Below are 12240 nucleotides of genomic sequence, written 5' to 3'. Positions count from 1 at the left end.
GTCCCGGGGTCACCGCGCGCGGGGCGGGGAAGCGGCTCTCCTAGGCGGGCCGCTGAAGCACGGTCATGCTCCGGTCGACCAGCGTCAGCCGGTCGCCGGCCGTGACCTTCGCGCCGGTGCCGGGAGCCACCCCCTCCGCCAGGGACGTGTCGACGACGACCTGCCACTGGCGCCCGTGGTCGGCGGGGACGACGAACTCCAGGGACTTGGGGGAGGCGTTGAACATCAGCAGGAAGGAGTCGTCGGAGATGCGCTCCCCGCGCGCGCCCGGCTCGGAGATCGCGTTGCCGTTGAGGAACACGGACAGCGCGCGGGCCTGCGCGGACCCCCAGTCGTGCTGGGTCATCTCCTGGCCCTCCGGGGTGAACCACGCGATGTCGGAGAGCTCGTCGTGGGTGCCCTGGACGGGCCGCCCGTGGAAGAAGCGCCGCCGCCGGAAGACGGGATGGTCCCGGCGCAGCCACACCATCGCCCGCGTGAAGTCGAGGAGCTCGCAGTCCTCCTCGGGCCAGGGCACCCAGGCCAGCTCGCTGTCCTGGCAGTACGCGTTGTTGTTGCCGCCCTGGGAGCGGGCGAACTCGTCGCCGTGGCTGAGCATCGGCACGCCCTGGGAGAGCATCAGGGTGGCGATGAAGTTGCGCCGCTGCCTGGCCCGCAGCGCCAGCACGTCCGGGTCGTCCGTCTCGCCCTCGGCGCCGCAGTTCCAGGAGCGGTTGTGGCTCTCGCCGTCCCGGTTGTCCTCGCCGTTGGCCTGGTTGTGCTTGTTGTTGTACGACACGAGGTCGTTCAGGGTGAAGCCGTCGTGGCAGGTCACGAAGTTGATGGAGGCGAGCGGACGGCGGCCGTCGTCCTGGTAGAGGTCGGAGGAACCGGTCAGCCGGGACGCGAACTCGGCCAGCGTGCGCGGCTCACCGCGCCACAGGTCGCGCACGGTGTCGCGGTACTTGCCGTTCCACTCGGTCCACAGCGGCGGGAAGTTGCCCACCTGATAGCCGCCCTCGCCGACGTCCCAGGGCTCGGCGATCAGCTTCACCTGGGAGACCACCGGGTCCTGCTGGACGAGGTCGAAGAACGACGACAGCCGGTCCACCTCGTGGAACTGGCGCGCCAGGGTGGCCGCGAGGTCGAAGCGGAAGCCGTCGACGTGCATGTCGGTGACCCAGTAGCGCAGCGAGTCCATGATCAGTTGCAGGACGTGCGGGGAACGCATCAGGAGCGAGTTGCCGGTGCCCGTGGTGTCCGTGTAGTAGCGGGGGTCGTCCGCCAGCCGGTAGTACGAGGCGTTGTCGAGGCCCCTGAAGGAGAGCGTCGGGCCCAGGTGGTTGCCCTCGGCCGTGTGGTTGTAGACCACGTCGAGGATGACCTCGATGCCGGCCTCGTGCAGCGCCCGGACGGCTGACTTGAACTCCAGCACCTGCTGGCCCCGGTCGCCCCAGGAGGCGTACGCGTTGTGCGGGGCGAAGAAGCCGATGGTGTTGTAGCCCCAGTAGTTGCTCAGGCCCATGTCGGACAGCCGGTGGTCGTTCACGAACTGGTGTACGGGCATCAGTTCCAGCGCCGTGACGCCCAGTTCCGTCAGGTGTTCGATGATCGCCGGATGGGCGAGCGCCGCGTAGGTGCCGCGCAGCTCGTCCGGGAGCTCCGGGTGCAGCATCGTGAGGCCCTTCACATGGGCCTCGTAGATCACCGTGTGGTGGTACTCCGTCCGGGGGCGCCGGTCGTCCCCCCAGTCGAAGTACGGGTTGACCACGACCGACGACATGGTGTGCGGGGCCGAGTCGAGGTCGTTGCGCTTGTCGGGCGACCCGAAGGGATAGCCGTACACCTCCTCGCCCCAGTCGATGGAGCCCGCGATCGCACGCGCGTACGGGTCGAGCAGCAGCTTCGCCGAGTTGGCCCGCTGCCCGCGCTCGGGCGCGTACCGCCCGTGCACCCTGAACCCGTAGCGCTGTCCCGGCATGACGCCGGGCAGGTACGCGTGCCGCACGAACGCGTCGGTCTCCCGCAGTTCCACGGCGGTCTCCGAGCCGTCGTCGTGCAGAAGGCAGAGCTCGATACGGTCGGCGGCCTCGGAGAAGACCGCGAAATTGGTTCCGGCGCCGTCGTACGTGGCACCGAGTGGATACGCCTCGCCAGGCCAGACCTGCATGGATATGACTCTTCCAGTAGTGCCGTGCCCCTGGGGGCGAGTCCGAGCCGAGTCTCCCCGGAATTGACGGAACCTCCTATGCCTTACATCCCTCTTACCCCGCGACCAGGCATATCTCGTATGCCGAACCAGTGGGACTCAAACGACTCCTGGGGAAGTAGGGGGAGTAGGGGGAAATGTGCGCAAGATAGTGCACCGCCATCTGGGCAAGGTGGTGGCGGGTGCGGCCATCGCGGTGGCGGGGACGGCCGTGATGATCGGTGTCACCCTTCCGGGGGCGGCGGGGGCCGACGAATCGGGCGGAACGACAGGGGGCGGCGGGACCGCGCAGCAGACGGCGCAGGACGGACAGGGCGGCGCCGTGCCGCCCGGAGTCGTCGAGCGGGCGCCGGCCGAGGGGCAGAAGGGCAAGGGCCGTGACCCGCTGACCGACGACGAGATGCGGCGCGCCGAGCAGATCGCGGTGAACCGGTCGCTTTTCGACTCCAGCGAGAACGTCGAGGGCGCGCGCGGACCGCAGCGCATCGGGGTGGACCTCGCCGAACCCGACACGGCCGACCTGGACAACCCGGACGCGCCGCGCCGGGCCGACATCACGTTCTACGACTACAAGAACGACACGCTCGTCACCAAGACGGTCGATCTCGGCACCGGGAAGGTCGAGCAGACGGGCGTCCAGCACGGCGTGCAGCCGCCCATCAGCCGTGACGAGATGACCGAGGCGGCCAGGCTGCTGATCGCCGATCCGCTCGGCGCGGGCCTCAAGGCCGACTTCAAGGACGCGACCGGCAAGGAACTCACCTCGCCCGACCAGCTGATGCTGAACAGCATGGTCTACCGCGCCACGCCCGGCGCCCAGCCCGCCGTCCTCGGCGCCTGCGGCGAACACCGGTGCGTCCGGCTCTTCCCGAAGGTCAAGAACGGGCCCTGGATCGACAGCCGTGACCTGGTGATCGACCTGAGCGCCCGCAAGGTCGGCAAGCTCCGCTGAGCGCCGCTTCTTCGTCCTTCCCACCTTCACAGCTTTCCGCAAGGAGTCGTCTCTTCATGCGCGTCAACAGAAACAGCCGTGCCCGCAGCCGGGCGGCCGTGGGTCTCTCGGTGTTCGCCCTGGCCGCCGGCGCGACGACGGCCGCGGGACCGGCCGTCGCCCAGCCGAGGTCCGCGCCCGCGCCGGCACCCGCGTGCAGCTCCGCCTTCCAGATCGAACAGAAGCTCTCCACCGGTACCACGTGGCGGATGTGCTGGCACTACGAGAGCGAGGCCGGGCTCGTCCTGGAGAACATCTCCTACCAGCCCCCCGGCGAGGCCGCCCCGATCAAGGTCCTCAGCACCGCCAAGCTCGCCCAGATCGACGTCCCCTACGACGACGGATCGGTCGAGTACAGCGACCTGACCGGCGCGGGCTTCGGCCAGGGCCTGGTGGACATGGTCCCCGCCGAGTGCCCGGGCGGCGCCATCAAGACCGTCAAGGTCCCCGACGCCTGGGACCCGCAGCACGCGAACGTCAAGGGCCTGTGCACCACGACCCGTTCACGCGGTCACGCCTACCGCATGGAGGCCGACACCGGGAACAAGGTCTTCCAGAAGCAGGGCAAGGACCTGCTGATCTACACGGTCAACAAGGTCGGCTGGTACGAGTACATCACCGAGTGGCGGTTCCAGGACGACGGCACCATCAACATGAACGTCGGTGCCACCGGCAGCCTCTCGCCCGGTGACTACGACGCGGGCGACGGCCGCGGCTGGCCGCTCGGCAAGGGTGCCAAGGACTACGCCACCAGCCACAGCCACAACATCTTCTGGAGGCTCAACTTCGCCCTGGACGGCTCGTCCAAGGAGAAGGTCGAGCAGTACGACTCCGTGGTCAGCCCGCCCGCGCAGGGCCAGGAGGCCCCCAGCAACAAGACCACGGTCACCAAGGTCACCAAGGAACTCGCGGGCGACGCCAAGAACATGCGCTGGTGGCGCATCGTCAGCAACACCGGCAAGAACAAGGACAACCACGCACGTTCGTACGAGATCGTCCCGGGCGCGACCACCAAGTACCTCGGCCACGCCTTCACCAAGCACGACGTCTACTTCACCGAGTACAACAAGTGCGAGCAGTTCGCGAGCGACAACCTGCGCAACTGCGGTGCCGGACACGGCAAATCCGTCGACAAGTACGTCGACGGACAGACGCTCACCCACCCCGTGGTCTGGGTCAACGTGGGTTTCCACCACATCGCCCGGGACGAGGACCAGCAGCCGATGCCGGTCCACTGGCAGGGATTCTCCATCGCCCCGCGTGACGTCACCGCTATGAATCCGCTCACTCCGCCGGAGCTCGCGAACCAGAACGGGCATGTCCAGCCTAGGTAGTTGGGAAACGACCTGTGCATCCGGCTGCACCGCTCGCCGCTCCCGGAGTACCCTTCCTTGATCGTTGATTGGGGCCTGGCCCCTGGGGAGTGCTCGGGGGAGCGGAAGGCGGTGCGCGGGTGGGCTCGGGAGGGCTGGAGCTGCCTCCTGGTGACGAGGGTCACGAGGGGAACTCCACAGATGTCCCACCCGGCGCGGTGTCCCTGGCACGGCCGATGGAGATGGGATCCATCGGACCGGAACTGGACTGGGGCGCCGACGCCTGGCGCGAGGTGCGCACCCGCGCCCAGCGCGCCGGGCGCGCCTACATCTGGCTGAACCTGGTCGAACAGCGGCTGCGCGCGGTCGTGGCCGCTGTTCTCCGGCCCATCTACGAACCCGTCCACGGCGACGACTGGGTGGTCGCCGCCGCGGGACCGGCCGGCCAGGAGTGGGTGCAGCGCGCCGTCGCCGTACGCGAGGTCAGCCGCCGCAAGGGCTACCTGCTCGACCCGGCCGACGACAACGTGCTGAGCTTCCTGACGCTGCCCCAGCTGCGCGAGCTGATGGTCCAGCACTGGCCCTGCTTCGAGCCCTACTTCGACGAACGCAGGGACGTCGAACTCGCCCTGGACGAGCTCGAGGTGACCCGCAACGTCGTGTCGCGCAACCGCGCCCTGTCCGAGGCCGTGCTGAACCAGGCCGAGCGGGCCGCGGCGAAGCTCCTGGAGATCCTCGGCGCCGGGAGCGACGTGCCCTCCGCGCGCAGGCTGCCCGTGGACGCCGTCGAGGACCTGGTGGGCGACCGCTACGCCGATGTCGTCGGCGTCCACTCCGACCGGGTGCGGCTGCTGCGCCAGTTCCCCGCCGAGGACCTGTTCGGCGGAGCCCGCCGGCTCGACGCGATCGGCATCGGCCTGAACCTGCTGGTGCAGAACTTCTCCGGGCGCCGCCTGGTCCGCCTCGCCGAGTCCGGCTGCCGTGCCCGGCTGCTGTTCCTGAACCCCGCCTCCAGCGCGGTCAAGCGGCGCGAGCGCGAACTCGGCATCAAGCGCGGCGAGTTGAGCCGGTCGGTGGAGATGAACATCCTGCACATGCGGCGGGTGCGGTCCAGGCTGCGCGACCCGGACGCCTTCGAGATCCAGGTCTACGACGAGACGCCCCGCTTCACCGCGTACCTCGTGGACGGGGACGGCTCGGACGGCATCGCGGTCGTGCAGTCCTATCTGCGCCGTACGCGCGGCATGGAGGCGCCGGTCCTGGTGCTGCGCGGCGGAAGCCGCCTCCTCAAAGCGGACGAAGTGGGCGAAGAAGGACTTTTCCCGACATATCGCGAGGAGTTCGAGGTGGCTTGGGCGGATTCGCGGCCCGTGTCCTGAAAGGCCGCTCCTTCCGCCCCGGTGGAACGCGGTCCCCGGATTGTCAGTGGCCCGTGCGATCGTGGAGACCACTGGGGGAAAGCACCACGAGGAAGGGGGGCCACCCATGGGCTGGCACCGGGAGCTGCTGATCGGCTTCGACCTGGAGACGACCGGGACCGATCCGCGCGAGGCGCGCATCGTCACGGGCGCCGTGATAGAGGTCAGGGACGGAGAGCCGCTGGGCCGCCGAGAATGGCTGGCCGATCCGGGCGTGGAGATCCCGGTCGACGCGGTGGCGGTCCACGGGATCACCAACGAACGGGCGACCGCCGAGGGCCGCCCCGCGGACGAGGTCGCCGACGCCATCGCGGGCGTCCTCGTCACGTACTGGCGCACCGGCGTCCCGGTCGTCGCCTACAACGCGGCCTTCGACCTCACCCTGCTCTCCGCCGAGCTGAGGCGCCACGGACTGCCGTCGCTGCGCGAGCGGCTGGGCGGCATCGACCCGGCTCCGGTCATCGACCCGTACACGATCGACCGTTCCGTGGACCGCTACCGCCGGGGCAAGCGCAACCTGGAGGCGGTCTGCACCGAGTACGGGGTGGTCCTGGACTCCGCCCACGACGCCTCGGCCGACGCCCTGGCCGCGGCCCGGCTCGCCTGCGCGATAGCCGGCCGCCACCCCAAGGTCGCCGCCCTCGGCCCGGTGGAGCTGCACCACCGGCAGATCGAGTGGTACGCGGACTGGGCGGCGGACTTCCAGTCCTTCCTGCGCCGCAAGGGCGAGACGGACGCGGTGGTGGACGGCACCTGGCCGCTCCGGGACCTCACGGACGAACGCGTCTGACCTCCGGCCGGCCCCCGTGCCCGCACCCGACGCCGGGGACGCGGCGCGACGGGGACGGCCCGGCGAGGCCGGTCGAGTCCGACAGGCCGGACGGCTGATCGAGGCGAGCGGGCCCGACGGGTCGCCCCGCCGGTGGGCCGGACGGGCCGCCGAGCCGGACGAGTCCCTCGGCGCGAGCGCATCCGCCGAGGCGGTGGGGCCGGCCGGACCGCACGGGTGCCCGGGTCAGAAGGGGTACCAGCGCACCGTCTCGTCGCCGTCCCGCAGCGACGCCACCCGGCGCTCGAACTCGGCCAGCGCCTTGGGGTTCGTCGGCGCGTGCTGGGCGACCCAGGCACAACTGGCCGTCTCGCGGGCACCGCGCAGCACCGAGCAGCCCTCCCACTCCCTGACGTCCCACCCGTACGTCCCGGTGAAGGAGTCGTAGGCCTCGGCGGGAAGCCCGTAGCGGTCGCGGGACAGGGCCATGACCACGAGATCGTGCTCACGCAGGTCCGCGGAGACGGTCTCCAGGTCGACCAGGACCGGTCCGTCCGGGCCGACGTGGACGTTGCGGGGCAGCGCGTCGCCGTGGATCGGGCCCGGCGGCAGATGCGGGGTGAGCGCCGCGGCCGCCGCGGCGAAACCGTCGCGGCGCTCCCGCAGATACGCCGCGTCCGCGGGGTCGACCGCCTCACCGGCCAGCCGCAGCCAGCGCTCCACACCGCCGAGGAGTTCGCGGGGCGGCAGCGCGAAGGAGGGGGAGGGCAGCGCGTGCACCACCCGCAGGAGCCCGGCCAGATCACCCGGCTCCGCCGGGCGGACGGCGTCGGGCAGCCGGTGCCACACCGTCACCGGGTGCCCCTCGACCAGCAGGGCCTCCGGTTCGGCGGCCCGTACCGCGGGGACGTCCGACTCCGCCAGCCAGGCGGCGACGGCCAGTTCCCGGCGCGCCCGGCCGAGGAGTTCGGCGTCACGGCCCACCTTGACGACCAGATCACCCGCGCCGAACACCGCGTTCTCGCCGAGCGCGAGGAGCGAGGCGTCCCGCGCCGGTCCCGGCAGGACCTTCGCCGCGGCCAGTACGTCCCGCGCCCGTGCCTCGTCCATCACTCGCCTCCGTGTTCTCCACCGGCCGCCCGCGCGGCCCGCGCACCACGACGGCCCCGGGTGCGCGCCGTCCGCCGCCCAGTCTCCCATTCGCCCAGGCCGGAGAGGCGAAAGGGCCTGCCGGCCCCCTCCGCGAGGAGGAGACCGGCAGGCCCTGGACCTACGGGAGACGGGGCCGCTACACCCCGGCCCGCTCACCCAGCGGCAGCGGCGCGGACTCGGCCTCGGGGGCCTCGTCGTGCGTGAGGTCGGGCATCCGGTCCAGCCACTTCGGCAGGTACCAGTTGCGCTCGCCGAGCAGGGCCATCACGGCGGGGAGCAGGACGCCCCGGATGACCGTCGCGTCGATGAGCACCGCGGCCGCCAGGCCCACACCCATCTGCTTCATGGACTGCATGGACAGCGTGCCGAAGATCGCGAAGACGGCGACCATGATGACGGCGGCGCTGGTGACCACACCGGCCGTGGTGACCACCCCGTGCCGGATCGCGTCCTTGGTGCTGCGGCCCCGCATCCGCGCCTCACGGATCCGGGACACCACGAACACGTGGTAGTCCATCGAGAGCCCGAAGAGGATCACGAACAGGAACAGCGGCAGCCAGGTGACGATGGCGCCGACGCCCGCCGCGCCCACCAGGGACGCGCCCCAGCCGTGCTGGAAGACCGCGACCAGGATGCCGTAGGCGGCCGCGACCGAGAGGAGGTTGAGCAGGATGGAGGTGACCGCGATCGTCAGGGAGCGGAAGGAGAGCAGCATCAGGACGAAGGCGAACACGACCACGAAGGCGAACACCGGGGCCACCGAGCCGATGAGCTGGTCGTTGAAGTCGTGCGACCCCGCGACCTGGCCGGTGATGGGCGCCTGGAGACCGTCGACCTTGCCCAGGGTCCGCGGGCGCACCGTGTCGCGCAGCAGTTCCAGGCTCTTCTCCGCCTTGGCCTGGTCGGAACCGCCGACCAGCGGGACGAAGACGAACGCGACGTTGTCCTGCGCGTGCACCTTGATGTCGACCGGGCCGCGCGAGGCACCCGAAGTGACCGCCTCCGTGCGGAAGTCGGCGAGCGCGCTCTTGACCTCGGCGGCGTTGATGTCCCGCGCCCTGACGACCACCTCGGCCGGCTCGGAGCCGCCGGGGAAGGCCTGGTTGACCCGGTTGTAGGTGCCGACGATCGACAGCGAGTTGCCGAACTCCTTGTCCAGGGTGAGCTGCTGGGTCTTCATGCCGAGCGCCGGTGCGGCGATGGCGAGCAGTGCTCCGGTCGCGACGACCAGGGAGACGGCGGGGCGGGCGAGCACCACCCGCAGGACGGCGCCCCAGAACCGGCTGCCCTCGTCGGCCCGCCGGCGCTCGACCCCGCCCTCGCTCGCGGCACGCCGCTTGGACCGGTGCAGGAACGGAACGCGGCCCTTCTCCACCCGGTCGCCGAGCAGCGACAGCAGCGCGGGCAGCACGGTGACCGAGCCGACCATCGCGACGGCCACGACCATCAGCGAGGCCAGGCCCATCGCCTCGAACTGGGCGAGCCCGGTGAACAGCATGCCCGCCATCGCCACGCACACCGTGACCCCGGAGACGATGATCGCGCGGCCACTGGTCGCGGCGGCGATCCGCAGCGCCGTACCGGCGTCACGGCCCGCCTCGCGCTCCTCGCGCTCGCGCCGCAGATAGAACAGGCAGTAGTCGACGCCGACGGCCAGACCCACCAGCAGCATCACCGAGTTGGCCGTGTCGCTCATCGGCATCAGATGGCTGACCAGACCCATCAGGCCCATCGTCGCCATGATGGCCGTGACCGCGAGCGCCACCGGAAGCAGCGCCGCCACCAGCGCGCCGAACGCGATCAGCAGGATGCCCAGCGCCACGGGGACGGCGGACAGCTCGGCCTTCTGGAAGTCGTCGCCGAACGCGTCGTCGTACTGCTTCTTCATGCTCGCGCCGCCGATCTCCTCGATCCGCAGCCCGGCGTGGTCCTTCTGCACCCCCTTGACGGCGTCCAGCACGGGCGCGACGCGGTCGCCGGCCGTGTCCGCGTCGCCGCGCATGTCGAACTGGACGAGCGCGCTGCGCCCGTCCTTCGAGATCGTCCTCGTGTCGTAGGGCGAGGTCACGTCGGTGACCCTGCCGGTGGCGCCGACCGCGTCGACGACCGCCGAGACCGCGCTCCTGAACTCGGCGTCCGTGGCCTTGACGCCCGCGCCCCTCGCCTGGATCAGGACCGTCTCACTGGCCGGCTCCTTGATGCCGGCATCCTCGATGATCTTGGCGGCGGTGTGCGTCTCGCCCTTGAGCTGGTCGCTCTCGTTGACGTCGACACGGGCCGCCGCGGAGCCGGCGCCCATCGCCAGGACGACGAACAGCACCCAGATCCCGACGGCCGCCCATCGGTGGCGGGCGCTCCAGCCGCCTGCTCGCGCGGCGATGCCGCGCACCCGTGTGTTCGCTTTCCCCATGACGGGCCTGCCCCCTTGAGCACGGTGACAGCCCCCTGCCGCCACCTTCCGTATCGAAGGTAGGGGCCCGACGAGCCCGTCTCCTCGTACTGTCCGGTGAACCGTCGCGCCTCCCGCTCCTCCCCGCGGACCCCGCCTCCTCCGCACTGGGGAGGACAGAAGCCCCTTACACCTAACGGCACTTCTCGGGGACGGCGCTCAGGGGCCGGCCCGGACCTGGGCACCGGCCGGCGGCTCCCCGCGATACGGCCGTCGCGCCCACACCCTGGGGCACGGCGGCCCGGCCTATGGTGGGCGGATGACGACGACGTACGCGGCGCTGTTGCGCGGCATCAACGTGGGCGGCGCGAAGAAGGTGCCGATGGCCGAGCTGCGCACCCTGATGGAAGGGCTCGGGTACGGCGACGTCCGAACCTATCTCCAGAGCGGCAACGCGGTGTTCAGCAGCGCCGCCGGCGACGAGGAGTCCCTCGCGGAGGAGCTGTCCGCGGCCGTCGCCGGGCACTTCGGCTTCGAGGTCGGCGTACTGGTCCGCGACCACGCCTATCTGCGGGCCGTCCGGGAGGCCTGTCCGTTCCCGGCCGCCGAGCTGGAGGGCCGACAGCTGCACGTCACGTACTTCTCGCACCCCGTCGACGCCGAGCGCTTCGCCTCCGTCGAGCCCGCCGCCTTCCTGCCCGAGGAGTTCCGCCTCGGGGACCGCGCCCTCTACCTCTACGCGCCCGACGGCCTCGGCCGTTCCAGGCTGGCGGAGACCCTGGGCAAGGCCAGGCTGGTCAAGGGGCTCCTCGCCACCACACGGAACTGGAACACCGTCGTCAAACTGGAGGAGCTGACCGGTGCTTGAGCGCAATGCCGCCGTCGAGGCCGCCATCGAGGGCGAGCTGCGGCTGCTCGACCCGGCGGTGCGCCGTTCGGCCGACCTCGTCGCCGCGCTGCTGCACCCCGACTTCTACGAGTTCGGCGCGTCCGGCCGGATCTGGGACCGCGAGGCGACGGTCGCCCTGCTCGCCGCCGGGACGGAGGACGGCAGCCGCACCACGACCTCCCGTGTGAAGGGGGTGCAGCTCGCCCCCGACCTGGTCCATCTGACCTTCGACACCGACAACAACGGCCGCCGGGCGCATCGGAGTTCGCTGTGGCGGCTCCTCGGGGACGAGTGGCTCCTCTACTTCCACCAGGGCACCCCGTACGGTCCCGCCGACGCGGTGGCGTTCGTCCAGGAACCGTCCACCCCGGGCCCGTAGCGTGGACGCCGTGGACGAGGGGCGCGAGAACGTCGCGCGCCGGGTCCGAGCCACCCGAATTGGCCCACGTTTCCGGTGCGGAATTGGGCCGGGTTTCCGTGCCACCTCGCGACTAGCCTCGACGGTATGACAACCACCTCGCCCACCCGGGTCGACTTCTGGTTCGACCCCGCCTGCCCCTTCGCCTGGATCACCTCGCGCTGGATCCTGGAGGTCGAGCGGAGCCGCCCGCTCGACCTCCGGTTCCACGCCATGAGCCTGTACCTGCACAACATCGGCAACGAACTGCCCGACTGGTACCGGGATCTGGTCGACCGGTCCATCGGTCCGGTACGGGTCGCGGTGGCCGCGGCCGAGGCGCACGGCGAGAAGGTGCTGCGCGACCTCTACACCGCCTTCGGCACCCGCATCCACGAGCGCGGGGCGAAGGACTTCGACGCGGTGATCGCCGAGGGGCTCGCCGAGCTCGGACTCCCCGCCGCGCTCGCCGGCGCGGCCCACGACCCCGCGTACGACGAGGCGGTGCGTCGCAGCCATGACGCCGGGACCGAGGCGGACACGGGAACCTATGTCGGCACCCCCACCGTCCACGTCGACGGAACGGTGTGGTTCGGACCCGTGCTCCGGGCCGTCCCGCGCGGCGAGAAGGCCGCCGAACTCTTCGACAGCTTCCGTGTCCTCGCCGCCCACCCCGACTTCTTCGAGCTCAAGCGGACCCGCACCGGCGGACTCGCCTTCGACTGAGACCCTCG

At 71.0% G+C, this 12240-nt stretch carries 10 protein-coding genes; 7 read left to right on the top strand and 3 right to left on the bottom strand.

The window, feature by feature from the left end; genetic code table 11:
- Positions 1 to 40 precede the first annotated feature (40 nt).
- Entirely contained in the window at positions 41 to 2149 is a 2109-nt protein-coding gene (gene glgX, locus ACFWI4_RS16530; RefSeq protein ID WP_385394458.1) for a glycogen debranching protein GlgX, read from the bottom strand.
- 178 nt (positions 2150 to 2327) lie between these two features.
- Here glgX and ACFWI4_RS16525 point away from each other — a divergent pair, with 178 nt between their 5' ends.
- The 4 genes from ACFWI4_RS16525 to ACFWI4_RS16510 all read left to right on the top strand — a co-directional run bounded on the left by ACFWI4_RS16525 (position 2328) and on the right by ACFWI4_RS16510 (position 6700).
- Entirely contained in the window at positions 2328 to 3140 is an 813-nt protein-coding gene (locus ACFWI4_RS16525; RefSeq protein WP_387196251.1) for a Tat pathway signal sequence domain protein, read from the top strand.
- A gap of 56 nt (positions 3141 to 3196) precedes the next feature.
- Positions 3197 to 4513: a copper amine oxidase gene (locus ACFWI4_RS16520; RefSeq protein ID WP_387196248.1), complete on the top strand. Its 1317-nt coding sequence runs from the start codon at positions 3197 to 3199 to the stop codon at positions 4511 to 4513.
- 119 nt (positions 4514 to 4632) lie between these two features.
- Complete coding sequence (locus ACFWI4_RS16515; RefSeq protein WP_385394465.1) at positions 4633 to 5871, top strand: SAV2148 family HEPN domain-containing protein; 1239 nt, start codon at positions 4633 to 4635, stop codon at positions 5869 to 5871.
- A 106-nt stretch (positions 5872 to 5977) separates the two neighbouring features.
- Positions 5978 to 6700: a 3'-5' exonuclease gene (locus ACFWI4_RS16510; protein ID WP_387196244.1), complete on the top strand. Its 723-nt coding sequence runs from the start codon at positions 5978 to 5980 to the stop codon at positions 6698 to 6700.
- A 225-nt stretch (positions 6701 to 6925) separates the two neighbouring features.
- Here ACFWI4_RS16510 and ACFWI4_RS16505 read toward each other — a convergent pair whose 3' ends face one another.
- Positions 6926 to 7789: a phosphotransferase enzyme family protein gene (locus ACFWI4_RS16505; protein WP_385394470.1), complete on the bottom strand. Its 864-nt coding sequence runs from the start codon at positions 7787 to 7789 to the stop codon at positions 6926 to 6928.
- Between the two features lie 178 nt (positions 7790 to 7967).
- Positions 7968 to 10241 carry an MMPL family transporter gene (locus ACFWI4_RS16500; RefSeq protein WP_387196241.1) on the bottom strand — a complete coding sequence of 758 codons (2274 nt, stop codon included), beginning with the start codon at positions 10239 to 10241 and terminating at the stop codon, positions 7968 to 7970.
- Positions 10242 to 10539: 298 nt separating this feature from the next.
- Between ACFWI4_RS16500 and ACFWI4_RS16495 the strand changes: the two genes are divergently transcribed.
- The 3 genes from ACFWI4_RS16495 to ACFWI4_RS16485 all read left to right on the top strand — a co-directional run bounded on the left by ACFWI4_RS16495 (position 10540) and on the right by ACFWI4_RS16485 (position 12232).
- Positions 10540 to 11088 (top strand): DUF1697 domain-containing protein, encoded by a 549-nt coding sequence (locus ACFWI4_RS16495; RefSeq protein ID WP_387196239.1) that lies wholly within the window; start codon positions 10540 to 10542, stop codon positions 11086 to 11088.
- Positions 11081 to 11488, top strand: coding sequence for a DUF4440 domain-containing protein (locus ACFWI4_RS16490; protein ID WP_387196236.1), 408 nt, complete (start codon positions 11081 to 11083; stop codon positions 11486 to 11488). The genes ACFWI4_RS16495 and ACFWI4_RS16490 overlap by 8 nt, the downstream gene beginning before the upstream one ends.
- Positions 11489 to 11614: 126 nt before the next feature.
- Positions 11615 to 12232, top strand: a complete 618-nt coding sequence (locus ACFWI4_RS16485) for a DsbA family protein (protein ID WP_387196233.1) — start codon at positions 11615 to 11617, stop codon at positions 12230 to 12232.
- Positions 12233 to 12240 lie beyond the last annotated feature (8 nt).

The sequence above is a fragment of the Streptomyces sp. NPDC127038 genome (assembly GCF_042725875.1).
Taxonomy (GTDB): Bacteria; Actinomycetota; Actinomycetes; order Streptomycetales; family Streptomycetaceae; genus Streptomyces.
The sequence above is the reverse complement of the archived record's forward strand: the minus strand, read 5'-3'. Positions and strand labels throughout refer to the sequence as shown.